We start from the raw sequence: 23,438 nt of genomic DNA, 5'->3' as shown, positions 1-23,438 counted from the left end.
CGTCACACTCCTCCGCACGCGGGAGGAGCAGCGCCCCAGCACGGGGAGGAGCAGCGCCCTCGGGCGGGGGCGCGGCAATGGGGGCGCGGGCGCGGGCGCGGGCGGGTGGGGCCGCCCGACGGCGTCAGCGCGCGGGCGCCTCCGCGATCCACCGCGACCGCGCCAGCAGCATCGGCATCAGCGGCGCGATCAGCAGCGCCCCCAGCCCGCCGACCGCCATGTCGCCGATCGTGTCGTCGTAGCCGGTGAGGATCGCGGGGTCGAGCCATGCCTGCCCCGCCCACTCGCCGAGCTCCCACAGCGCCGAGAGCGCGAGGCCCACCGTGAGGCTGAGGATCCCGAGGGGCAGCGGCCGCCGGTCGACGACGACGCCGGCGCGGTCGGCCAGCAGGATCACGAGCGCGGCGAGCGCGGCCGTCGTGACGAGGTGCGCGGGGATGTCCCACCACGGCAGCCGCTCGTACAGGTCGAGCCGGTTGCTGGCGGCGGAGACGAGCGTCGTGATCCCGATGGCGAGGTCGAGCCCGGGCCTCGCCCCGAGCCCCCGCGGCGCCACGAGCCCGAGCAGCGCGAGCGCGAACATCGCGGAGGTCGTGCCCGTCCACGCGAACACGGAGACGAGGAACGTGAGCAGCCCGATCACGCGGACGACGTCGGCGAGCACGGCCGTGATCCCGCGCGGCGGCTGCAGGAAGGTGAGCCCGGCCAGCCCGGCGAAGGCCGCGACGTCCTCGGGTGGGGTCGGTGCGTCCGGCGGGGTCGGCGCGGTCGGATCCGTCAGCACCGCACCACCGCCTGCAGCGCCTCGTGGTCGCTCGGCGCGCGCCCGCCGATCCGCGTGGTGTTGATGCCGACGCGCTCCACCTCGATGTCGGGCGTGACGAGCATCCAGTCGATGCGCCGGGTCGTGCGCTTCGGCGCCTTGTAGTTCGACCACGTGCCCCACTCGGGTGTGAGGCGCTCGCGGGCGCCGTCCCACGCGTCGACGAGCGCGCCCGACTCCACGAGCAGCCGGTGCGGCTCGGTGTCGACGCCCGCGTTCGTGTCGCCCGCCACGATCGTGGGCGCCTGCACCTCGGAGACGATCTCGAGCATCATCCGCGCGCTCGCCTCGCGCGACCGGCGCGAGAGGTGGTCGAAGTGCGTGTTCACGTGCCGCAGCGGGAGGCCCGTCGCGCGGTCGGTGAAGTCGGCGACCACGGCGATCCGCGGCACCATGTTGCCCCAGCTACGGGATCCGGCGACCGCGGGAGTGTCCGAGAGGGCGACCTGCCGCCAGCTCGTGAGCTCGAGCCGGCGCGTGTCGTAGAAGGTGGGGCAGCCCTCGCCGTGGCCGTCGGCGTTGCGGCCGTGCCCGATCCGCCGGTAGTGCCGCCCGAGTGCGTGCGACAGGGCGCGCCCCTGCGTGGGCATCGCCTCCTGCGTGCCGAGGAGCGCGGGCTGCTCGCGCTGGAGGAGCGCGGCGAGGAGCGGCTCGCGGTCCGCCCAGCGGTCGGGGCTGCCGGGTCGGTAGTGCGCGAACAGGCGGCGGATGTTGTACGTCATCACGTGCAGGGCGGGGGCCTCGACCGGGCCGATCAGCGCCCGCCCGTCCGTGAGGGTGCCGTCGGCGCTGAGGGTCATGGATCCATCGTCCCCCAGTGCGGCGCCGGCGGGCGACGCTGGCGGGGAGATGTCACGAGGGGCGTCAGATGCAGCACTCGCCTGAGCCGACGGCCGCCCGCATCCGCGCCATCGTGGACTCGACGCGTTGGGCGCCGTCGATGAGGGTAGCGGCATCCGCGTGCACGTAGCCCGCGATGTCGATCATGTCGGCGAGGATCCGCGGGATGGGCGCCGCGTAGATCGGCTCATGATGGGCGAGCCGGTTGCGGAAGACGCGGATGCCGTCCAGCTTCCGGTGCAGCTCCTTCCGCCTCACCGTCCCGAGGTGTGGGAACGCCTTCCGGATGCGCGGCTGCCAGAGAGCTGTCTCGTAGCTCAAGAGCGGGTGGCGTGGGAGGCCGGCATCGGTCAGGCCCACCCACAGCCCGAAGCTCGTCGCCGCCACGATCTGTCCGGGCGTCGGCGCGTCGACTCCGCGTCGCCGCAGCTTCTCGATCGTGGCGGAGATCGCGAAGCGCTCTCGATCCAGGAGCCGCACGTGCGGTTCCTCCCACCAGTCGTCCCGACGGTCGCGTCGCAATGCGTCGTGGATGCTGTTCCGGACCACGACCTCGACCACGCTGACGGGACCCCAGCACGCCGCTGTCAGCTCCATGTTCCACGCATACAGGCGGAGCGCCAGGCCGACATCACCCGAATAGCGGTCTCGATAACGGGCGAACCTCGGTGCGCTCAGCAGGGAGGGGAGCGCGGGGAGTGTCGCGGGGTCGATCATCGCGCTCCTTAAACGACGATGGCCCCAGGAGTCCGACCGGAGTCGAATGGTCCTGGGGCGCTACATGGTCGAGGATACTAGCCGCGCGATCGCCTGTCGAGAGCGCTGCTGGCGTCATGGGGAATGAGTCGTGGTCGTGAGCCCGGCGACGCATGTGCACGGACGCGCTGTACTTCGATGGCGTGACCGCGGCGCGCGCGGGATCAGGCGCCCGCGACCCCCGCCGGACGCCACATCGCCGCCGGGCGGGATGACGCGAGGCCCGGGATCAGGCCCAGCTCGAGGAACGCGGCGCGGCGGTAGAGGGCGCGGTTGCGCTCGGTCGACGACTCCAGGTAGGCGGGGGCGCTCGACGCGTCGACGCGGGCGAGGCCGTGGGCGAGCAGCGCGGATCCGACGCCGAGCCCGCGCGCGGCCGACCCCACGCCGACCTCCGCGAGGTACCAGTGCGGCAGGCCCGGCCGGGCCCGGTGCATGGCGGCGAGGTGGCCGGCGGCGCGCAGCACGCCGCGGATCCCGAGCGCGCGGAGGAACAGCGGCGCGCGCAGGAGGAGGCGGTGCGCCGGGACGCCGCCCGGTGCCTCCCAGACGGCCGCGCCGAGGATCCGCCCGTCGGCGTCGACCGCGACGTCGACGGTGCCCGCGGCCAGCGGCCCGCTCCGCATGAGCGCGGCGAAGAGGAGCGCGAGGCGCGCGCGTCGGTCGCCGTGGGCGGGGAGGAAGTCGCGCATCACGGGATCCTCCGCGAAGGCCTCGGCGAGCACCGCGGATGCGCCCTCGAGGTCGGCGGCGCGGGCGGTGCGGATGGCGGGGGCGGCGGGGCGGTCGGTGCTCATGCCCCGACGCTAGACAAGTGATTGGGCCAGGTGGCCGAATCTTCCGCGGTTGGTAGCTTTCTCCCATGAAGGCCGCCTCCGAGAGCACCCGCGCGTACGGGTCCCGGGACGCCCGGCGGGCCGAGCTGCTCGACGCCGCGGTGCGCGTGATGGCCGTCACGGGCGTCGCGGGAGCGAGCACGCGGGCGATCACCGCGGAGGCCGGCCTCGCGCACGGCGCCTTCCACTACTGCTTCGGCGTCCGCGAGGAGCTGCTCGGCGCGCTGCTGCGGCAGGAGGTCGAGGCGGTCGTCGCGCAGCTGGAGGCGGCCGAGGATCCCACGGGTGCGCCGCTCGGCGAGGTCGTCGCCGCGACCCTCCGCGCCGAGCTCGACCGGGTGCGCCGCGAGCCCGACCGCCAGCGCGTGCTGCTCGACCTGGCGTCCGCGGTGCAGCGGATCCCCGCGCTCGCCGACCTGCCCGCCTGGGAGCACGGCCGCTACGTGGAGGAGACGCGCCGCCGGTTCGCCGCGGCCGGCCTCGACGACGCGCGCGCCGGGCGATGCGCGGCCCTCGCGGTCGCGGGCATGCAGGGGATCGTCGGCGCCTGGCTCGCGCGCCGCGACGACGGCGCCGACCGGGCCGCCGAGCAGGCCGTCGCCGACCTGTCCCGGGCGCTGGCGCTGCTCGCGGAGGACGGCGGGCGCTGATCCGGCCGGCCCGCGCCCGTCAGCCGAGCGCGCCCAGCGCCTCCGCCGCGGCCTTCGCGGCGCCCGAGATGAGGGCGTCGTCGGCATCCGCGTCCTGCTGGTCCTTCGCGGAGTGCACGGCGATGACGATGGGCGCGGCGTCCGACCGCCAGATCACCGCGATGTCGCCGCGGCTCGCGTAGGCGCCGAGGCCCGACTTGTCGCCGACCGTCCAGTCCGCCGGCAGCTCGGCGCGCACGAGCGTCGCGCCGGTCTGCGTCGCCTTCAACCAGCCGGTGAACAGGGCGCGCTCGTCGTCGTCGAGGGGATCCGCGATCGCACCCGGGTCGCCGAGTGCGTAGGCGCGGAGGTACGCGGCCGCCGCGCGCGGGGTCGTGGTGTCGCGGTCGTCGCCGGGAGTCGCCTCGTTGAGGTCGGGCTCGGTGCGGGAGACGACCGTCGTGTCGTCGCCCAGGGCCGTGAGCGCCGCATCCAGCTCGGCCGGGCCCCCCAGCGCCTCGAGCAGGAGGTGCGCGGCGGTGTTGTCGCTCCGGGTCATGGCCGCGTCGGCCAGCTCGCGGAGGGTCATCGTGCCGCCCACGCGGGTCTCGGTGACGGGCGCGTACTCGAGGATGTCGGCCGCCTCGATCGGCACGGCGCGCTCCATCCCGTCGACGCCGACGCGGTCGAGCAGCGCGGCCGCGAGCGGCGCCTTGATGGTGGAGGCGTACGCGAACCGCTCGTCCGCGCGCCAGGAGACCTCGGCGCCCGTGCCGGTGTCGACGGCGTGCACCCCGAGCCGCGCGCCGAAGCGCTCCTCGAGCGCGGCGAAGGCGGCATCCGCGGCGGCCTGGTCGACGGCGGGTGCGGCGGATGCGGACGGCGCGGCCGACGCGGACGCGGGCGGAGCCGTCGGGGCCTCGGCCGGGGAAGCCGCGCATCCGGCGAGGAGGGCGGCGGTGAGCGTCGCGGCCAGGGGGAGGCGGGCGGGCCGGGCGGAGCGGGCGGGCTGGGCGGGTCGGACGGTGGCGCGGGCGGGGTGGATCACGGCGGGGCTCCTCAGCAGGGGGCGTCAGTCAGGCGGGGCGTCGGTCGGGCGGGGCGGCGCGCGCCGCGGATCCAGCCTCTCGTGTCCCCGCGGATCCGTCGTCCTCCCGCGGATCCATGGCCGTCCGCCGCACGGACCACCGCCGATTCAGCGGTTGTGGAATCGCATTCCCTAAGCTCGCGGATCGGGGGTGTGCCATCCGCGCCGCCCGCACGCGGTCCACGGCCGCGCATCCCACGGCCCTGCCGTCCACGCACCACGACGCCCGACCCCCCGAGAGAACGAGAGGCCGCATGAGCGCCATCCAGGCAGCGATCCCCGCAGCGATCCACCCGAGCGAGGGATACGACGGCTTCGTCGGCTGGGTCCTCTCCCTCATCGAGGTGCTGGGGGAGGTGGGTGTCGGCCTCGCCGTCCTCATCGAGACGTTCGTGCCGCCGATCCCGTCCGAGGCGATCCTCCCGGTGGCCGGCTTCCTCGCCTACGAGGGCCGGATGAACGCGTGGGGCGCGTGGGCCGCGGCCACGATCGGCGCGCTCGTGGGCGCGCTCATCTGGTACGCGATCGGCGCCGCGCTCGGCCGGAACCGCACCCGCCGGCTCGTCGGCCGGATCCCGCTGCTCGACTACGCCGACTTCGACAAGGCCGAGGCGTTCTTCCAGCGCTGGGGCGGCACCGCCGTGCTCCTCGGTCGCTGCGTGCCGCTCGTGCGCTCCTTCATCTCCATCCCCGCGGGCATCGAGCGCATGCCGATCTGGCGATTCTCGCTCTACACGATCATCGGATCCGGCGCCTGGAACGCCATCTGGGTGGGCCTCGGCTTCGCGTTCGGCCCGGCGATCCGCCCGGTGCTGGAGGAGTGGAGCGGCCTGATCTCGTACGCGGCCGTCGGCATCATCGCGCTGCTCGTCGTGTGGTTCATCGTGTCGCGGCTGATCCGGCGGGCGCGGGCGGTCTGACCCGGGCGGTCTGCCTCCGCCCCGACCGCCGCTCCGCTCCTCTGCCAGGCTGGAACCCATGCAGATCCCCGGCGCCAGCGCCGCTCCCGACGCCGTGCCCGCTCCCGACGCCCCCGCCGAGATCCTCGTCCTCCGCGCCATCAAGCTCGGCGACATCCTCGTGGCCGTCCCCGCTCTCCGTGCCATCCGCCGCGCGCACCCCGACGCCCGCATCTCGCTCGCGACCACCGGCTGGCTCGCGCCCGTCGTGAAGCTCCTCGGCATGGTCGACGAGCACCTCCCGCAGCAGGGCTTCGACCACCCCATCGCGCGCGAGCCCGGCACGGTCGACCTCGCGATCAACCTACACGGCGCCGGCATCGAGAGCCGCACCCTCCTCCACGAGCTGCGCCCCCACCGCACCCTCGGCCACGCCGCGCCCGAGCTGGACGGGATGCCCGCCGCCGACGGCCCCGCGTGGGAGGACCACGTCCTGGAGCGCTACCGCTGGGCCCGGCTGGTCTCCTGGCACGGCATGCCCGCGGATCCGGAGGACGTCGGCATCCTCCTGCCCACCGAGCCGCCCGTCGCCGAGCACGCCGTCGTGATCCACGTGGGCGCCGCGTACGGATCCCGCCAGTGGCCCGTCGACCGCTTCGCCGAGGTCGCCCGCGCGCTCGCCGACGAGGGCCGCACGGTGGTCTTCACCGGATCCGACAAGGAGCGCGAGCGCGCCCTCGAGGTCGCCGCGATCGCCGGCATGCCCACAGAGACCGTGCTCGCCGGCGAGCTGGCCCTCGACGCGTTCGCCGGCATCATCGCCGCCGCCGACCTCGTGATCTCCGCCGACACCGGCGCCGCCCACCTCGCGACCGCCTACGGCATCCCCTCGGTCGTGATCTTCGGCCCGGCCCCGCCCGAGGAGTGGGGCCCGCCCGCGTCCGGCCCGCACATCGTGCTGACCGATGCATCGCAGCGCCTCGGCGACACCTTCTCGGCGATCCCGGATCCGGCCCTCCTCGCGATCACGCCCGCCCACGTCCTGGAGGCGGCCCGCTCCCTCGACGGCCACCGCGTCATCCGGCCGCTCACGGGCGAGCCGCGCGACTGATCCGCCGCGAAGCGCAGCTGGCCGCTACCGCCGGCGCGCGTCAGCTGTAGTCCGCGAACACCGTCTTCGCCGCCCCGTCGAGCCGCACCGTCCCGCCGTGGGGCAGGATCCACTGCGGTCGCGTGTGCCCGAACGGCACGCCCACGCACACCACCGCGCGCGGGTTGTACCGGGCGATCTGCTCGATGACGGTGTCGCGCTGCTCGGCCCGCAGCCGCGCGCGCTCCTCGGGCGACGGCACGGGCTGGCCCATCACGATGGTCACCGGCCGCGCCACGAGCACGCCCGCGACGACGGCGAGGATCCCGCGCTCGCCGAGCCCGCGCACCCAGCGGCTCACGCTGGCGGCCGACGGCACCTCCTCGCTCGTCTCGAGCAGCAGGATCCCGCCTTCGAGCTTGGCGGCCTCGGGCATGCGCCCGGCCATGGCGATCTGGTCGATCACCTCGATGCAGCCGCCCCACGTCGGCCCCTCCACCGTCGTCGCGGGCCCGGCCCACTTCCACGACTCGGTCGCCGACCGCTCGCCGTGCTCGGTGAGCGCGCGAGGATCCGTCCAGTCGACCCCGAAGTCCTCCGACTCCCCGGGCTCGGTGATCTCCAGCTCCCCGCCCTCGATCAGCGCCGCGCGCAGCGAGCGCAGGTGCACGTCGTCGATGCCGGGGCCGGCGCCGAGGTGCACCTGCGTGGATCCGCCGTAGAAGCTCGGGATGCCGAGCCCGGCGAGCAGGTTGTGCAGGTTCGTGTTGTCGCTGTAGCCGAGGAAGGGCTTGGGGTTGCGGGCCAGCTCCTCGATGTCGACGTGCGGGATCACCGTGACCTGGTCGTCGCCGCCGATGGTCGAGACGATCGCGCGGATGGAGTCGTCGGCGAACGCGGCCGTGATGTCGGCGGCGCGGTCGCGGGCGCTGGCGCCGAGCCGCCGGGTGGTCGGGTACTCGACGGGGATCAGCCCGGTCGCCTCCTGCAGCCGCCGCATCGCCTGCTCGTGCACCTCGGGCGCGACGGCCGGCGCGGCGAACGCGGGGCTCAGCACCGCCACCCGGTCTCCCGCCTTCGCCTTGGGCACGGACTTGCGGAACCGGGAGGAGGTGGAGGGGATCATGCGCTCATGCAAGCAGGCGCGGCTGGCGTCCCGCCCTACGGCCCGCCCAGCCAATGGTCGATCCGGTGGTGATCCGGGCTGAACCCGTGGCCCACGCCCCAGATGACCGCCTGGGTGCGGCTCTGCACCTGGATCTTCCGGTAGATCGAGCGGATGTAGCTCTTCACCGTGTTGGGGGAGAGGTACGTGAGCGCCGCCACCTCCTGGTTGCTCTTGCCCTGCGTGATGAGCGCGAGGATCTCCGACTCGCGGTCCGTGATGCCCTCGCGCTTGCCCGGCCAGTCGAGGGCCGCCGCGCTCGCGGTGCGCGCCGGCGCGTCCATGAAGAACGGCTCGCCCGCATGCACGCGCTCGAGTGCCTCCACGAGCTCACGCGCGGGAAGCGCCTTGGAGAGGTAGCCGTGCACGCCCTGCCGACGGGCGTCGGCGACGAGCTCGGGCTGGAAGTTCCAGGTGTAGACGACCACCTTGTGCGCGCGCGGGTTCCGCACGAGCTCCGCGATCTCGTGGTGATCCGACTCCGGCTGCGCGAACGAGTCGTAGAGCACGATGTCGATCTCGTCGGAGAGGGCCGCGTTCGCGTCGATCTCGGCGACGATCACGCGGTCCCGGTAGTCGTCGAACATGTGGGCGAGGCCCTTCAGCACCACGTCGTAGTCGTCGACGAGCGCGATCGTGACGGGGCGGGTGCGGGTGGCGGGCATGGATCCACCATCCCACCCCCAGGGGTGTGCTGCCACACCCCGCAGGGTGGTTGGTTGGAGTCATCGCCCCGAACGGGCACCACCGCGCGTCTTCCTGACGTGCTCGCACAGAAGAGAGATCACCATGCTCGGACTCATCATCAGCCTCATCGTCATCGGCCTGATCGCCGGATTCATCGCCCGCGCGGTCGTGCCCGGACGCCAGAGCATGTCGATCCTCATGACCATCGTGCTCGGCATCGTCGGCTCGTTCGTCGGCGGCTTCCTCGCGTTCCTCATCTTCCAGCAGGACGCGATGGACGGCTTCTTCCAGCCCGCCGGCATCATCGGCTCGATCATCGGCTCGATCATCGTGCTGCTCATCTACGTGAAGGTCGGCGGCCGCAAGTCCGTGCGCCGCTGAACACGGCCGGGCGAACCCTGGACGCGCTGGCGCGCTCCGGAGGACCGCCGGTAGTGGAGCACGAGGAGGGGCGGGTCGCCGAGGAGGCGGCCCGCCCCTCCGGCGTGCAAGGCCGCGGTCGACCAGTGAGGGCGTGATCGCCGCCGGGGAGGCGCATGATGGGGAGGCGCGCGTCGGCGGGCCGATCGGCGCGCGAGCGAGGTCCGTGAGTCCGCCGCCGACGACGATGTCGACGGCCGGGCCGCTTCCGGACGCCGTCCGGTCCGTCGCCGCCACCGCGGAGCATCCCGAGCCCCGGCGGCCCGCTTCCCGCACCGAGCGGGGCGCCCACGAGAGGAACCACCATGAGCATGGAAGGCGCGGCCTGGAGCTCGCTCTACAAGATCTCGAGCGCACGGGACGGCAGGCAGGGCATCTCGCGGGAGTCCGTGCGGCGGATCCTGACGTTCGCGGTGCCGTACCGGGCGAAGCTCGTGGTCTTCATCGCGCTGTCCGTCGTCGGCGCCTTCCTCGCGGTGGCGACCCCGGTGCTCGCCGGCCGGGTGGTCGACGTCATCGTCGCGCGGGGCGAGGTCGGCACGATCGTCGGGCTCGCCCTCGTCATCGCCCTCGTGGCCGTGGCCGACGCCGCCGTGTCGCTCGTGACGCGCTGGTACTCGGCGCGGATCGGCGAGGACGTGATCCTCGACCTCCGCACCGCCGTGTTCGACCACGTGCAGAAGATGCCGATCGCGTTCTTCACCCGCACGCGCACGGGCGCCCTCGTGAGCCGCCTCAACAACGACGTGATCGGCGCGCAGCAGGCCTTCAGCGGCACGCTCTCCGGCGTGGTCACGAACCTCGTGGCGCTGATCCTCACCCTGATCGTCATGCTCAGCACGTCGTGGCTCGTGACGGTCCTCGCGGTGATCATGCTCCCGATCTTCCTGATCCCCGCGCGCCGCATGGGCAGCCGCCTCGCGGCGCTCCGGCGCGAGGCCGCCGACCACAACTCCGCCATGAGCACGCAGATGACCGAGCGCTTCTCGGCACCCGGCGCGACCCTCGTCAAGCTCTTCGGCCGCCCCGATGAGGAGTCCGAGGAGTTCCGCGTCCGCGCCGCCCGGGTCCGCGACATCGGGGTCCGGAGCACGATGCTGCAGTTCGTCTTCTTCACCGCGCTGATGCTCGTCTCCGCCCTCGCGCTCGCGCTCGTCTACGGCCTCGGCGGCGTCCTCGCGCTCGGCGGCCAGCTCGACACCGGCGAGGTCGTCACCCTGGCGCTCCTCCTCACGCGCCTCTACGCGCCGCTGACCAGCCTCGCGAACGCGCGGGTGGAGATCATGAGCGCGGTGGTCAGCTTCGAGCGCGTCTTCGAGGTGCTGGACCTCGAGCCGCTGATCCGGGAGAAGCCGGACGCCGTCGCCGTCGCCGAGGGTCCGGTGGCGGTCGAGTTCGACGACGTCCGCTTCGCCTACCCGTCCGCGGACAAGGTGTCGCTCGCCTCCCTCGAGGAGGTCTCGACGCTCGACACCCGCGGCGGCGAGGAGGTGCTGCACGGCGTCTCCTTCCGGATCGAGCCGGGGCAGACGGTCGCCCTCGTCGGCACGTCGGGTGCCGGCAAGTCGACGATCGCGCAGCTGCTCTCGCGCCTGTACGACGTCGACAGCGGGGCCGTGCGCCTCGCCGGGGCGGACGTCCGCGACGTCACCTTCGCCTCGATGCGGCACAGCCTCGGCATGGTGACGCAGGACGGCCACCTGTTCCACGAGACGATCCTCAGCAACCTGCGGCTGGCTCGGCCGGAGGCGACGGACGACGAGGTCTGGGACGCCGTCCGGCGCGCGCGGCTCGAGCCGCTCATCCGCTCCCTCCCGGATCAGCTGGACACCATGGTCGGCGAGCGGGGCTACCGGCTCTCCGGCGGCGAGCGCCAGCGGATGACCATCGCCCGGCTGCTGCTCGCCCGCCCGCGCGTCGTCATCCTCGACGAGGCGACGGCGGCGCTCGACTCGACGTCGGAGGCCGCCGTGCAGGCCGCGCTCAGCGCGGCGCTCGAGGGGCGGACGGCTCTCGTCATCGCCCACCGCCTCTCCACCATCCGCAGCGCCGACATGATCCTGGTGGTCGAGGACGGCGCGATCGTCCAGCGCGGCACGCACGACGAGCTGCTGGCCGCGGGCGGGCGCTACGAGGAGCTGCACCGCACGCAGTTCGCGGTGCACAAGTCCGTCGCCGCGGACGAGGAGCCGGCGGGCTGAGCCGGGCGCTGAGCTCCGGCCGGGATCAGCCGAACACCCGCCGCACCACCTCGTGCTCCTGCTCGAGGCCGTCCCACTCGTCGGATCCGTCGGGCCGGCTCGATTCGTTCACCATCGCGAGCGCGCCCGTGAAGCCGGCGTCCTGGAGCATGCGGAGGGAGCGGGCGTAGTCGACGTCGTCGAGGCGGCCGTCCTCGTGGCGGTGGGCCTTGGCGTGGCAGGTGACGGCGTACTCGGCGATGCGGGCGAGCTGCTCGTGCTTGTCCGGCATGGTCCAGTTGCCGAGGTCGATGAGGAGGCGCACGTCCTCGGCCTGCTCCAGCAGGGCGAGCACGGCGTCCGCGTCGGGCATCATCTCGCGCCAGTTCTCGACGACCAGCCGGATCCCGGTGTGGGCATCCGCGAGCCGCGACAGCCGGCGCGCGCTCGACGCGAGGAGCTCGGGCGTGGGCGCGCTGCGGCCGGCGCCGACGCGGGCGTGGTCGGCGCCGAGGGCGAGGGCGTCGTCGAGCCGCTCGGAGATCCACCGCTCGTGCAGGTCGGCGTCGGCGGGGTGCGTGAGGTCGCCGTCGTCGACGAGGAACGCGTCGAGCACGATGCCGGACGACTCGAGCGACGACCGCAGCTCCTCCAGGTAGGAGGCGTCACGGGTGGGCAGCTGGAAGTGGGCGAGCTGCACGCCCGCGTACCCGCGGCGCGAGAGCTCGGCGGGCAGGTCGAGGAGGTCGAGGGCGCCGGCCGCCCGGGTGACGGAGCCGGATCCGTCCGGGCCGGGGACACGCGGATGCCCGAGCGTCCCGTCGAGGGACCAGGCGTGCACGGCCTTGTCGGTGGGCCCGATCATCGGATCGCTCCGTGGTCGTCGGCGATGGCGTCCATGCGTCCTCCGGGTCGCCCGCATCGGCGCGGGGCATGCGTACGATCGTAGGCGCGGGCATCCGCCGCGTCACGGCCGATCTCGGGCCCGACCCGGGCGGCGCGCGTCCCGAACCCCCGACCCCCGCCCGATGAGGAGCGCCATGGACATCGTCGTCTGGAACGAGAACGTGCACGAGAGCCGGGGGGACGCGACCGTCCTGTCGCACTACCCGGACGGGATCCACCGGGTCGTCGCCGACGGCCTCCGCGAGCTGCTCGGCGACGACGCGTCCGTGAGCACCGCCACGCTGCAGGATCCCGAGCACGGCCTCACCGAGGAGCGCCTCGCCGCCACCGACGTCCTCTACTGGTGGGGCCACGTCGCGCACGGCGAGGTCTCCGACGAGGTCGTCGAGCGCGTGATCCGCCACGTCCACGCCGGCATGGGCCTCGTCGTCCTGCACTCCGGCCACTACTCGAAGGTCTTCACGCGCCTCATGGGCACGACGTGCTCGCTGAAGTGGCGCAACGACGGCGAGCGCGAGCTCGTCTGGACCATCGCGCCGCAGCACCCCATCGCCGCCGGTGTCCCGCACCCGATCGTCATCGACCGGCAGGAGATGTACGGCGAGCAGTTCGACATCCCGCGCCCCGACGAGGAGGTGTTCCTCTCCACCTTCGCGGGCGGCGAGGTCTTCCGCTCGGGCGTCGCGTACCACCGGGGCCGCGGCCGGGTCTTCTACTTCTCGCCCGGCGATCAGGAGTACCCCGTGTACCACCACCCCGACATCCGCCGCGTGCTCGCGAACGCCGCCCGCTGGGTCGCGCCCGTGGACGGCCGCGCCGACCTCACGGCCGACGAGCACCCGCGCGACTGGTTCCTCGCCCGATGAGCGCCGCGAAGAAGGCAGCCGCGTCCGCCGCGTCGACCCCGCCCGCCTACGACGGCCCCCGCGTCCGCGTGATCCACGTCGGCCTCGGCGGCTGGGGCGGCGACTGGGCGCGCAACGCGGTCCCGGCCGTCGCCGAGATCGAGGTCGCCGCCATCGTGGATCCGAGCGAGCCCACCCGCGAGAGGGTCCGCGCGCTGCTCGGCCTCCCCGCCGAGGTCGCGTTCGCCTCGCTCGCCGACGCGCTCGCCGCGGTGGAGGCGGAGGCCGTCATCATCACCGCGCCCGCCGTCACGCACGCGCCGCTCGCGCTGGAGGCGCTCGAGGCCGGCAAGCACGTCATCGTCGAGAAGCCCTTCGCGAACTCGACCGCCGAGGCCGCCGCCGTGGTCCGCCGCGGCGAGGAGCTCGGGCTCATCGTGCAGGTCAGCCAGAACTACCGCTGGTACCCGGCGCCGCGCCGGGTGCGCGAGCTGCTCGCGGCGGACGCGCTCGGCGAGGTCGCGACCATCGAGATCGACTTCCGCCAGTGGGACAACGACGAGCCCGACGACTACCCGCACTACCGGTTCCCGCAGCCGATCATCAACGACATGGCGATCCACCACTTCGACCTGATCCGCATGGTCACCGGTCGCGAGGCCGTCCGCGTGTTCGCGCGCACCAGCCGCCCGTCGTTCAGCCACTACCGGGATCCGGCGGTCGCGAGCATGGTGATCGAGCTGGAGGGCGGCCTCATCGTCGACTACCGCGGCAGCTGGCTGCACCGCGGACCCGTCACGCCGTGGGCGGGCGAGTGGCGCATCTCCGGCGAGGACGGCGAGCTGACCTTCACGAGCCGCGGCGAGGGCGTCTCGGCCGACCGGGTCGGGATCCGCGACGCCACCGGCGCCGAGCGCGAGCTCGACCTCGAGACCCTGCCGCTGAAGGGCCGTGCCGCGGGCCTGCGCGCCTTCGCCCTCTCGATCCTCGGCGGCCCGCCGCCCGAGACCAGCGGCCGCGACAACCTCGGCAGCCTCGCCCTCATGGAGGCGGCGGGCCGATCCGCGGAGTCCGGGCTCTTCGAGGACGTGCGCGACCCGCTGGCCGAGCAGTCGGCCGGGTAGCGCCGTCCCGTCGGGAGCCCGGCCGTCCTCGCGTCACGGAGGAATAGCCGGGCTCCGCGCGGCATTGTGGATCGCGAGGCCCGACGGCGTGCCGATCCCAGCCCCGACCGGAGGAACGACCATGACCCTCACCGACGACACCACCACGACCGCGTCCACCGCTCGCACCGCCGACACCGTCGTGCCGATCGTGCGCGAGCTCGACGCCCGCTGGAGCCCGCGCTCCTTCGACCAGGCCGCCACCGTCTCCGACCAGCAGCTGGATGCGCTGCTCGAGGCCGCGCGCTGGGCGCCGTCCGGCAGCAACCAGCAGCCGCGCCGCTTCATCGTCGCCCGCCGCGGCACGCACGCGTTCGACACGATCGTCGACGCGCTCGTCGGCTTCAACGCCGCGTGGGCCGTGAACGCCAGCGCGCTCATCGTCGCGATCGCCGAGACCTCCACGGTCGAGGGCGAGAAGCGGCCCTACGCCGCGTACGACCTCGGCCAGGCCGTGGCCCACCTCTCCGTGCAGGCGCAGGCCGAGGGCCTCCACACGCACCAGATGGCCGGCGTCGAGTTCGACAGGCTGTCCGCCGCGTTCGACCTGCCCGAGAACCTCCAGCCGCTCACCGTCACCGCGGTCGGCACGGTCGCCCCCGCCGACGCGCTCGAGGGCCCGCTCGCCGAGCGCGAGACCGCGCCGCGCTCGCGTCTGCCGCTCTCCGAGCTGGTGCTCGTCCGCGAGTAGTCGCACCCGTGCATCGCAGCGGCCGCCGACCCTCGGGTCAGCGGCCGCTCGTGCGTCCGGGGTGGCGCCGGGCGGCGGCCTCGTCAGCCGCCGAGCACCCGGCCGATGAGGTCCTGCACGAACGGGATCGCGTCCTGCACCTGGTCGACGCTCGCGATGGTGGTGGCGACGAGCGGCCACGTGGATCCCACGAGCGTCGCCACGACGGTCGACACCGCCGCGATCCACGCGACGACGCCGCTGCGGGTCATGGCCGCGACGGCGAGCGCGGCGAGGCCCACGCCGAACGAGATCACGATGCCCAGGGCGATGAGGCCCACGGGCACGTCGAGCTGTCCCGCGGTGGTCGCGTCCGCCGCGCCGACGAGCCCGAGCACGGGCAGCAGCACGCCCACGACCACGACCGCGGACACGATGGCGCCCGTGAGCGTCGCGGCCCACACGGCCCGCGGGCGGCGGCGACGCACGGCCCCGTTGACGCGCGCGCTCATCGGCTGACCTCGGATCGTGGTCCTCGGGTCGTCTCGCGCATGGCTCGCTCCTCCTGGTCGGTGGCGGTGGTCCGTCGTCCAGTGGACGAGACGGGCCCGCGCGACGTCCTCCCGGTCCAGCGGGTGCACAGCGGGCGGGCCGGATGCTTCGGTCCGCGGACATGCCGTACCCGCCGGAGCGCCCGATCGGTGTCCGCCGCGCTGAGGGCGGCTCCCCGGCCGGCCACGGCCGCTCGCGTAGTGTCCGACGGGCGACACGCGTCCCGGAGGTCGGCGCCCGCCAGCCGAGCGACCGGTCGCGCATCCCCGCGAACACCGACGACGACACCGTCCCCGACACGAGCCGGAGCCCCCGCATGACCGAGATCCTCGACTACGTCCGCACCTGGCTCGACCACCGCGTCTGGCAGACCCGCGTCCCCGGCGCCCAGGTCGCCATCGCCCGGCACGGCGAGGTCGTGCTGTCGGAGGCGTTCGGCGTCGCGGATCCCACCACCGACGCGCCGCTCACGCCCGCGCATCTGTTCCGCGTGGCCTCGCACTCGAAGTCGTTCACGGCGACCGCGATCCTGCAGCTCGCCGAGCGAGGCGCCCTCCGCCTCGACGACCGGCTCGCCGCGCACGTGCCCGAGCTGGCCGAGGCCGGATCCGAGCTCGCCGACGTCACGGTCGCCTCCCTCCTCGAGCACGGCGCGGGCGTGCTCCGCGACGGGTTCGACGGCGACCACTGGCAGCACTCCGGCCCGTTCCCCGACCGCGCGCAGCTCCTCGCCGTCGCGACCACGCCCGGCGTCGCGAAGGTCGCACCCGACACCGCGTTCAACTACTCGAACGTCGGGTACGCGCTGCTCGGCCTCGTGATCGAGTCGGCGTCCGGTCTCTCCTTCGGCGACTACCTCGACGAGCGGATCGCCGCGCCGCTCGGCCTCCGCGACACCACGGCCGAATACGTCCCCGAGCGCGCGGACGAGTACGCGGCGGCGTCCACCTCGCTCCGCACCTCCCGCGAGCGCACCGTCCTCCCGCACGTCGACACGCGCGCGATGGCCGCGGCAACCGGCGTCACGAGCACCGCCTCCGAGCTCGTCTCCTTCTTCTCCGCGCTCGTGCTCCCCGACGACGAGCGGCTCATCTCGGCCGCGTCGAAGCGGATCCAGCAGCGCCCGCGGTACGGCACCAGCCAGGATCCGGCCGGCCCCCGCCGCTACGGCTACGGCCTCATCATCGAGCGCGTCGGATCCGGCGCGCACGAGGCCACGGTCGTCGGCCACTCGGGCGGGTACCCCGGCCACATCACGCGCACGGCGGTGGATCCGGCGAGCGGCTGGGCCGTCACCGTCCTCACCAACGCCATCGACGGCCCGGCGTCCGCGCTGAGCACGGGCGTGCTCGAGCTGCTGCTCGCCGACTCCGCCGCCACCGACGCCGAGCGCGCGGCGGTCGACGCGCCCTTCGCCGGCCGCTTCGGCAACGTGTGGGGCCTGCAGGACTTCCAGGTGGTCGGCGACCGCTTCCTCCGCATCGACCCGACGGCCGAGCACCCGCTCGACTCCGTGGACGTGCTCGAGCGCACGGGCGACTCCTCGGCGCGCATCGTCGAGGGCGAGGGGTTCGGGTCCGTCGGCGAGGAGGTCACGGCACACCGCGGCCCCGACGGCGCCGTCGACCGGATCCGCGCGGGCGGCGGCATGACGCTGGAGCCGCTCGTGCGCGAGTGGGTCCTGCGCTCACGCGGCTGAGGCGGTGAGGGGGCCGGGCGCATGCACCGCCCGGCCACCTCCGCTCCACCTCTCGGAGTGACCCGCGTCACGCGCGGTGCCTACGGTGCCCGAGGCCGCCCGGCCGCCCGCCCGTCCGACGAGAGGCACGATCATCCCCACCCCGTTCCGGCGCCCCCGCGCCCGCACCGCGACGCTGCTGTCGACCACCACGATCCTCGGCCTGCTGCTCACCGGCACCGGCGTCACCGCCGCGACTGCCGCCGACGCCCCCGCCTCGAGCACCACCGCCCCGGCCATCGCGCCCTTCGACCAGGCCGTGCTCGACGCGCCCTACCCGTCGAACAGCACCTACGACTTCGTGCCGATGCTCGACTCGTTCACGGCGCTGAAGGCCGACCGGCCCGACATCATGAAGCTGAACGACAAGAAGACCATCACGATCAACCAGGCCGCCACGAAGGCGCAGTCGGCCCGGGCGATCGTCGACCAGTACGCCGACATGTCCATCACGATGTCCGACGGTCTCGGCAAGGACCTGGGCGAGATCTACCGCACGGCGCGCGAGGCGGGCCAGCTCCCCAAGACGGATGCGCTGCTCGCCAAGAACGGCGGCCTCGTCGGCAAGTACTCCTCCACCAACCCCGTGAAGACGTACTTCGACAACCCGCGTCCCTACGTCGCGTTCCCGCTCAAGCTCAAGTACCGCGACAAGCCGAACGGCAACGCGTGGGCCGGCCGGGACGGCTCGTACCCCAGCGGCCACACCTCGCAGGCGTCCTGGCAGGGCACGGCGCTCGCGACGATGCTGCCGGAGCTCGCGCCGCAGATCCTCGCCCGCGCGTCCGACGCCGGGAACAACCGCATCATCATGGGCGCGCACTACCCGCTCGACGTGATGGCCGGCCGCATGATGGGCCAGAAGATCGTCGAGCGCCGTTGGTCCGACCCGTCGTTCCGCACGCTGTTCGAGCAGGCGTCGACCGAGCTGCGCACGGTGCTCGAGGCCAAGTGCGGCGCCGCGCTCGCCGTCTGCATCGCGAAGGACAAGCCGTACCTGCCCACCGCGCAGGCGCTCAAGGTCTACGAGCAGCGCATGAGCTACGGCTTCCCGCTCGTCGGGAACGAGGGTGAGCCGATGACCGTCCCCACCGGCGCCGAGTCGCTCCTCATCTCCAGCCACCCCGACCTCACGCCCGAGCAGCGCCGGCAGGTGCTCGCGCTCACCGCGATCGACTCGGGCGAGCCGCTCGACGCGGGCACCGAGGGCAGCTGGCAGCGCATCGACCTCCCGGCGGCGATGTCCGCGAAGGTCGTCGTCACGGCCGACGGCACGGTCTCGCTCGTGAAGCCGGGGAAGCGCTGACCGGATCCGCATCCGCGCACGCGAGAGGGGCGGGTGGCCGATGGCCGCCCGCCCCTCTCGGCGTCTCAGGTCGTGAGCGCTACGCCGCGTCGACCAGGTTCCGCCGCGCGTCCGGCACGCAGTGCGTCATCACGAGGCCGGTCACGTCCCGCGTCCCGTTGTGCCCCAGGTTCGCGAGGCGGGCCTGCTCCTCCTCCGACAGCGTCTGCGACTGCAGCGGCGGCAGGTCCTTGACCTCGTCCAGCGTGATCCCGAGTCCCTCGCCCACGCGGCGGCCCAGGTCGTCCTCCACGAGGTAGAAGTGCCAGAGCATGCGCTCCTGCACGGGGCGCGCCGCCTGCGAGATCAGGTCGATGAGGTTGGCGACCAGGTCGTCGCGCTCCCAGCCCTCCATGAGCAGGTAGCGCTGGCCGGCCTGCAGGTAGTCGGCGGTCAGCGGGATCCGCTTGCGCGTCAGCCGGCCCGTGATCTCCGGACCCTGGTCGTCGTGCGTCGGGTACTGCCCCTCGCGGAGCCCGCCCGTGATCGACGGCTCGTAGTTGATGTGCGGGTTCTGGCCGCCGTGGTCCTGGTGGAACGTCATCTGCCCGTCGCGCTGGTTCGTCGCCACCCTCGCGTGCTGCGGCGCGTTCACCGGCAGCTGCAGGTAGTTCGGGCCCACGCGGTAGCGCTGCGCGTCCGAGTAGGAGAACGTGCGGCCGACGAGCATCTTGTCGTCGGAGAAGTCGAGGCCGTCCACGAGCACGCCGGTGCCGAACGAGAGCTGCTCGTTCTCGGCGAAGTGGTTGGTCACATTCCGGTCGAGCACCATCTTCCCGACCGTCTTCGGCGGGAAGTCGTTCTCCGGCCACACCTTCGTGTCGTCCAGCGGGTCGAAGTCGAGCTCGGGGTGGTCGCCGTCGTCCATGAGCTGCACGCGGAGCTCCCATTCCGGGAGGTCGCCGCGCTCGATGGCCTCGTAGAGGTCCTTCGACGCGTGGCCGAGGTCGCCGCCCTGCACGACGGCCGCGTCGGCCTCGGTCATGCTGCTGACGCCGACCTTCGGGATCCAGTGGTACTTCACGAGCTTCGTGCCGCCGTCGGCGTCCACCCACTTGTAGGTGTTCACGCCGAAGCCCTGCATGTGGCGGTAGTCCGCGGGGATGCCGCGGGGGCTGAACAGGTTCATCAGCATGTGCATCGACTCCGGCGTCTGCGACATGAAGTCGAAGATGCGCGCGGGCTCCTGGCGGAACGTGACGGGGTCGGGCTTCAGCGAGTGGATCACGTCGGGGAACTTGATGGCGTCGCGGATGAAGAACACGCCCATGTTGTTGCCGACGAGGTCCCAGTTGCCGTCCTCCGTGTAGAACTTCACGGCGAAGCCGCGCGGGTCGCGGGCGGCCTCGGAGGAGTCGCGGCCGCCGATCACGGTGGAGAAGCGGATCGCCACGTCGGTGCGCTTGCCGGCCTCCTGGAAGAGCTTCGCGCGCGTGTACTTCGCGACGGGCTCGTCGCCCCACATGCCGGTGGCCTCGAAGTAGCCGAACGCGACGGCGCCGCGCGCGTGGACGACGCGCTCCGGGATCCGCTCGCGGTCGAAGTGGCTGATCTTCTCGAGGAACTGGTAGTTCTCCAGCGTCGCGGGGCCACGGGCGCCGACCGTCCGCTGGTTCTGGTTGTCGTAGACGGGGTGGCCCTGGCGGTTGGTGAGGACCTCGCGGTCGTCGCCGTCGGCGGGGCCCTGGGAGGAGACGTCGGTCATGGGGAGTCCTTTCGTCGTCGTCCCTCCAGCCTGCCGAGCGGCGCGCGACACGCCCAGGGTCCGGCGGGGACTCCCAGAGGATCAGCCGGGGCGCGCGACGGATCCCCGGCGTCGGCGCACGAGGCCGACCGCGACCGCGATCCCGCCGACGAGCGCGAGACCCGCGGCGATGGCGAGGTTCTCCGCGAGGGTGTTGACGCCGATGCCGTCGATGCGCGCGGCACCTAGGGGCTGGGCGGCGGCGGCCGGGGCGTCGTCCGCGCTCGCGGCGGCCGTCCCCTCGGCGTCGTCCTCGGCGGTCGCGGCGTCGTCCGCGGGATCCGCGACGGCCGCGAGCTCCGGCGTCGTCCCGGGCGCGACCCGGTGCCGCGTCGCCTGCTCGTACGCGTAGGCCATCGCGAGCAGGTCGCCGTCGCGGCTGCGGGGCGCGGCGAGCTCGAGGCCGACCTGCGCGCCGGTGGACGTGGATCCGGCGGGCACCGAGATCGTCGGGATCCCCGTGTTCGCGCCGACGTCGCAGAACGTCGTGCCCGCCCAGTCCGCCGTCGCGCTGGTGGCGCTCGTCGGCATCGCGAGCGCGTCGATCCCCTGCTCGACGAAGAACGCGTCCATCGCCGCCTTGCCCGCGTCCTGCTCGGCGATCGACCGCTCGTACTCGGGGTTCGGGATGTCCTCGTGGCTGAGGAAGTACGCGATGTCGCTGTCGGTGAGCGCGCTCGGCCGGTCGGCCATCACGTCGGCGAAGGAGAGCACGTCGGCGGGCTCGGTGCGGGCCGCGACGCGCGCCGGCCAGGTCGCGGGCGTCTCGCGGAGGAAGCGGTCGATAGCCGGGCGCATGTCCCGCCAGCCGCCGCTCTGCAGCGTCTGCTCCACGAACTCCCGCGTGAGCGGCACCTCGACGACCTCGGCGCCCTGCGCCTCCAGGTCGCGCACGGCCTGCTCCATGACGGCGGCCGTCTCGGCGAGGCCGGGCTTCTCGGGGTCCTCCGCGATGTCCCAGCGCACCCAGCCGATCCGCTTCCCGGCGAGCGCGGTGGTCGACAGGCCGGCGACGTACGCGTCGGTGGCCTGCTGGTCGGCGATCTCCGTGAGCGGATCCGCCGGGTCGCGCCCCGCGAGCACCTCCATGAGGAGCGCGGCGTCGGCGACCGTCGTGGTCATCGGCCCCGAGACGTCCTGCCGGGGCGACAGCGGCACGACGCCGGACGTGCTCGTGAGGCCCATCGTCGGCCGGAAGCCCACGAGCCCCTGGTGCGCGGCCGGTCCGAGGATGGATCCGCACGAGTCGGTGCCGAGGCCCGCCGGCGCGTACGCGGCCGCGACCGCCGCCGCCGTGCCGCCGCTGGATCCGCTCGCGCTCCAGGACCGGTCGTACGGGTTCGCCGTGCGGCCGCGCGCGGAGCTCAGCGTGTACGTCCCGTGCCAGGCGAACTCGGACATGTTCGTCTTCGCGAGGATGATCGCCCCGGCCGCCCGCAACCGCGCGACCGCGGTGGAGTCGGCCGTCGTGCGGTAATCGCGGAGCGCCGCGCTGCCGACCGTGGTGGGCATGTCGGCGGTGGCGTGGTTGTCCTTCACGACGATCGGGACCCCGTGCAGCGGCCCGCGGATCGTGCCGGCCGCGCGCTCCGCGTCGAGGGCGGCGGCCGTCGCGAGCGCGTCCGGGTTGGTGGTGATGACGGCCTTCAGGCCCGGTCCGTCGTCACCGGCGTCGTCGTACGCGTCGATGCGGGCGAGGTAGGCGCGGGTGAGGTCGACGGAGGTGGTGGATCCGGCCTCGAGGAGCGCGACCGCGTCCGCGACGCCCAGGTCGACGACGGCGGGGGCGGGCGCCGCGGGTGCGGCCGCGTCCGCGGCGGCCGATGCCGGGACGGGGCCCGGGGTCATCACGCCGCCCGCCGCGAGGCCGACCGCGAGCGCGGCCGCGGCGAGGTCGCGACCGCCGACGCGGATCCGGGCACGGGCACGTCGACGAGCGGGCATGCGGATCCATCCAGACGGGGGAGAGGCGTCTCCCCAGTCTGGGAACCGGGTGTTGCGGGGGCGTTTCCGGCGCGGGACGATCCCGGGTCGCCGACGCCCGGCGGCCCGGGTCGGGTCATCGCTGCTTGGGGAAGACGATCCAGAGGATCAGGTAGAGCAGGACCTGCGGGCCCGGCAGCACGATGGAGATCACGAACAGCAGGCGGACGAGGAAGCGGCTGATGCCGAAGCGGTCGGCGAGGGCGGCGCAGACGCCGGCGATGATCCTGCCGCGGCGGGGACGGATGAGTGTGGCCATGCATCGAGCATGCCAGGCGGGCCTGCGTCGCCGCCGGGCGGGTGCCCCCGCGGCCATTCCCGACGGCTCCCCGAGAGTCCGCGGCAAAGGCTTTGCACACAAATCCATGGTGCGATACTCGAACGGACGAGCCGGGGCTCGGCGTGTCCTCGCGGTGCCGCGGGTTGCGGGCGGTCCCGCTCCGCGCCGCCGACGCCCCTCCGGACCGGGAGGAGCCCATGGACCAGCACCGTTCGGAGCTGCCCGCCGACGTCGTCGCCGCCGTGCACGCGGCGCGCGACCGCACCGCGTGCCTCGGCCGGATCCTCGCCGCCCTCCTCGAGTCGACCTCGGCGACGGGCGCCGCGGTCGTCCTGCCGCGTGCGGCCGGCGTCGTGGTGGCGGGGGACAGCGGGCCGGTGCTCGGCGCGCTGCTCGAGACGCCGGATCCCGCCGACGCCGACGACGTGCTGCGCATCCCCCTGGCCGACGCACCCGATCCCCGGCGCCACGCGGCGGGGGCCGTCGCGCTGCACCGGGCCACCGGACCCCTCGACGCCCGCGACCGCGCCGTCGCGGGCGAGATCGCCCTGCATGCACGCGTCGCGCTCGCCGCCTGGGACGCGACCGACGACCTCGAGCGCGGCATGGAGTCGCGGACGCTCATCGGGCAGGCCCAGGGGATCCTGATGGAGCGCTTCTCGCTCGACGCCGAGCGCGCGTTCCAGGTGCTCCGCCGCCACTCGCAGGACGGCAACGTGAAGCTCGTCGAGGTCGCGCGCCGCGTGGTGCAGACGGGCGCGCTGCCGAAGGTCTGAGCGGATCCGTCGGCTCTCGCGTTC

The 23,438-nt window shown here is 73.8% G+C and carries 23 protein-coding genes; 11 read left to right on the top strand and 12 right to left on the bottom strand.

What is annotated here, in order from left to right; translation table 11 throughout:
• Window positions 1-124 precede the first annotated feature (124 nt).
• From BFL37_RS12470 to BFL37_RS12455, 4 genes are all read right to left on the bottom strand, one after another.
• Window positions 125-784 (bottom strand): hypothetical protein, encoded by a 660-nt coding sequence (locus BFL37_RS12470; RefSeq protein ID WP_086515440.1) that lies wholly within the window; start codon window positions 782-784, stop codon window positions 125-127.
• Window positions 778-1,623, bottom strand: coding sequence for an endonuclease/exonuclease/phosphatase family protein (locus tag BFL37_RS12465; RefSeq protein WP_086515439.1), 846 nt, complete (start codon window positions 1,621-1,623; stop codon window positions 778-780). The genes BFL37_RS12470 and BFL37_RS12465 overlap by 7 nt, the downstream gene beginning before the upstream one ends.
• Before the next feature lie 64 nt (window positions 1,624-1,687).
• Window positions 1,688-2,380 (bottom strand): hypothetical protein, encoded by a 693-nt coding sequence (locus tag BFL37_RS12460; RefSeq protein ID WP_086515438.1) that lies wholly within the window; start codon window positions 2,378-2,380, stop codon window positions 1,688-1,690.
• 203 nt (window positions 2,381-2,583) lie between these two features.
• A complete protein-coding gene (locus tag BFL37_RS12455) occupies window positions 2,584-3,216 on the bottom strand; it encodes a GNAT family N-acetyltransferase (RefSeq protein ID WP_086515437.1) in 633 nt (210 codons plus the stop codon).
• 65 nt (window positions 3,217-3,281) lie between these two features.
• Between BFL37_RS12455 and BFL37_RS12450 the strand changes: the two genes are divergently transcribed.
• Window positions 3,282-3,905 (top strand): TetR/AcrR family transcriptional regulator, encoded by a 624-nt coding sequence (locus BFL37_RS12450; RefSeq protein WP_086515436.1) that lies wholly within the window; start codon window positions 3,282-3,284, stop codon window positions 3,903-3,905.
• 19 nt (window positions 3,906-3,924) lie between these two features.
• On the opposite strand, the gene bla is transcribed toward BFL37_RS12450, so the two are convergent.
• The gene (gene bla, locus BFL37_RS12445) at window positions 3,925-4,932 is read right to left on the bottom strand and encodes a class A beta-lactamase (protein ID WP_241534070.1); all 1,008 of its coding nucleotides are present in this window, start codon (window positions 4,930-4,932) and stop codon (window positions 3,925-3,927) included.
• A 293-nt stretch (window positions 4,933-5,225) separates the two neighbouring features.
• On the opposite strand from bla, the gene BFL37_RS12440 reads away from it, so the two are divergent.
• Entirely contained in the window at window positions 5,226-5,891 is a 666-nt protein-coding gene (locus BFL37_RS12440) for a DedA family protein (protein ID WP_086515435.1), read from the top strand.
• Between the two features lie 58 nt (window positions 5,892-5,949).
• The gene (locus BFL37_RS12435) at window positions 5,950-6,981 is read left to right on the top strand and encodes a glycosyltransferase family 9 protein (RefSeq protein ID WP_086515434.1); all 1,032 of its coding nucleotides are present in this window, start codon (window positions 5,950-5,952) and stop codon (window positions 6,979-6,981) included.
• A gap of 40 nt (window positions 6,982-7,021) precedes the next feature.
• Here BFL37_RS12435 and BFL37_RS12430 read toward each other — a convergent pair whose 3' ends face one another.
• Both BFL37_RS12430 and BFL37_RS12425 read right to left on the bottom strand, forming a co-directional pair.
• Window positions 7,022-8,086, bottom strand: a complete 1,065-nt coding sequence (locus BFL37_RS12430; RefSeq protein ID WP_086515433.1) for a S66 family peptidase — start codon at window positions 8,084-8,086, stop codon at window positions 7,022-7,024.
• A gap of 35 nt (window positions 8,087-8,121) precedes the next feature.
• Window positions 8,122-8,790 carry a response regulator transcription factor gene (locus BFL37_RS12425; RefSeq protein WP_086515432.1) on the bottom strand — a complete coding sequence of 223 codons (669 nt, stop codon included), beginning with the start codon at window positions 8,788-8,790 and terminating at the stop codon, window positions 8,122-8,124.
• Window positions 8,791-8,914: 124 nt separating this feature from the next.
• Here BFL37_RS12425 and BFL37_RS12420 point away from each other — a divergent pair, with 124 nt between their 5' ends.
• Both BFL37_RS12420 and BFL37_RS12415 read left to right on the top strand, forming a co-directional pair.
• On the top strand, window positions 8,915-9,193 hold the full coding sequence (locus tag BFL37_RS12420; RefSeq protein WP_086515431.1) for a GlsB/YeaQ/YmgE family stress response membrane protein: 279 nt from the start codon (window positions 8,915-8,917) through the stop codon (window positions 9,191-9,193).
• Between the two features lie 344 nt (window positions 9,194-9,537).
• A complete protein-coding gene (locus BFL37_RS12415; RefSeq protein ID WP_086515430.1) occupies window positions 9,538-11,433 on the top strand; it encodes an ABC transporter ATP-binding protein in 1,896 nt (631 codons plus the stop codon).
• A gap of 25 nt (window positions 11,434-11,458) precedes the next feature.
• Here BFL37_RS12415 and BFL37_RS12410 read toward each other — a convergent pair whose 3' ends face one another.
• Window positions 11,459-12,277 carry a sugar phosphate isomerase/epimerase family protein gene (locus BFL37_RS12410; protein ID WP_086515429.1) on the bottom strand — a complete coding sequence of 273 codons (819 nt, stop codon included), beginning with the start codon at window positions 12,275-12,277 and terminating at the stop codon, window positions 11,459-11,461.
• Between the two features lie 175 nt (window positions 12,278-12,452).
• Between BFL37_RS12410 and BFL37_RS12405 the strand changes: the two genes are divergently transcribed.
• From BFL37_RS12405 to BFL37_RS12395, 3 genes are all read left to right on the top strand, one after another.
• Window positions 12,453-13,184 carry a ThuA domain-containing protein gene (locus BFL37_RS12405; protein WP_086515428.1) on the top strand — a complete coding sequence of 244 codons (732 nt, stop codon included), beginning with the start codon at window positions 12,453-12,455 and terminating at the stop codon, window positions 13,182-13,184.
• A complete protein-coding gene (locus BFL37_RS12400; protein WP_241534069.1) occupies window positions 13,181-14,287 on the top strand; it encodes a Gfo/Idh/MocA family protein in 1,107 nt (368 codons plus the stop codon). Before BFL37_RS12405 ends, BFL37_RS12400 begins: the two co-directional genes overlap by 4 nt.
• Window positions 14,288-14,408: 121 nt before the next feature.
• On the top strand, window positions 14,409-15,017 hold the full coding sequence (locus tag BFL37_RS12395) for a nitroreductase family protein (RefSeq protein WP_086515427.1): 609 nt from the start codon (window positions 14,409-14,411) through the stop codon (window positions 15,015-15,017).
• Window positions 15,018-15,100: 83 nt separating this feature from the next.
• Here the strand turns inward: BFL37_RS12395 and BFL37_RS12390 are convergent, their stop codons facing one another.
• Complete coding sequence (locus BFL37_RS12390; protein WP_086515426.1) at window positions 15,101-15,508, bottom strand: hypothetical protein; 408 nt, start codon at window positions 15,506-15,508, stop codon at window positions 15,101-15,103.
• A 356-nt stretch (window positions 15,509-15,864) separates the two neighbouring features.
• Here BFL37_RS12390 and BFL37_RS12385 point away from each other — a divergent pair, with 356 nt between their 5' ends.
• Both BFL37_RS12385 and BFL37_RS12380 read left to right on the top strand, forming a co-directional pair.
• Window positions 15,865-17,247, top strand: a complete 1,383-nt coding sequence (locus BFL37_RS12385; protein WP_086515714.1) for a serine hydrolase domain-containing protein — start codon at window positions 15,865-15,867, stop codon at window positions 17,245-17,247.
• 85 nt (window positions 17,248-17,332) lie between these two features.
• On the top strand, window positions 17,333-18,592 hold the full coding sequence (locus tag BFL37_RS12380) for an acid phosphatase (RefSeq protein ID WP_241534068.1): 1,260 nt from the start codon (window positions 17,333-17,335) through the stop codon (window positions 18,590-18,592).
• 79 nt (window positions 18,593-18,671) lie between these two features.
• On the opposite strand, the gene BFL37_RS12375 is transcribed toward BFL37_RS12380, so the two are convergent.
• The 3 genes from BFL37_RS12375 to BFL37_RS12365 all read right to left on the bottom strand — a co-directional run bounded on the left by BFL37_RS12375 (window position 18,672) and on the right by BFL37_RS12365 (window position 22,617).
• Window positions 18,672-20,336, bottom strand: a complete 1,665-nt coding sequence (locus BFL37_RS12375) for a catalase (RefSeq protein ID WP_086515424.1) — start codon at window positions 20,334-20,336, stop codon at window positions 18,672-18,674.
• A gap of 81 nt (window positions 20,337-20,417) precedes the next feature.
• Window positions 20,418-22,319, bottom strand: a complete 1,902-nt coding sequence (locus BFL37_RS12370; RefSeq protein WP_086515423.1) for an amidase family protein — start codon at window positions 22,317-22,319, stop codon at window positions 20,418-20,420.
• 115 nt (window positions 22,320-22,434) lie between these two features.
• On the bottom strand, window positions 22,435-22,617 hold the full coding sequence (locus BFL37_RS12365) for a PspC domain-containing protein (protein WP_086515422.1): 183 nt from the start codon (window positions 22,615-22,617) through the stop codon (window positions 22,435-22,437).
• A gap of 218 nt (window positions 22,618-22,835) precedes the next feature.
• On the opposite strand from BFL37_RS12365, the gene BFL37_RS12360 reads away from it, so the two are divergent.
• Complete coding sequence (locus tag BFL37_RS12360; protein ID WP_086515421.1) at window positions 22,836-23,414, top strand: ANTAR domain-containing protein; 579 nt, start codon at window positions 22,836-22,838, stop codon at window positions 23,412-23,414.
• Window positions 23,415-23,438 lie beyond the last annotated feature (24 nt).

It is taken from the genome of Clavibacter michiganensis, from assembly GCF_002151125.1.
GTDB classification, from domain to species: domain Bacteria; phylum Actinomycetota; class Actinomycetes; order Actinomycetales; family Microbacteriaceae; genus Clavibacter; species Clavibacter michiganensis_C.
Note: the sequence above shows the minus strand (reverse complement) of the source record. Positions and strands in the feature narration are given on the sequence as shown.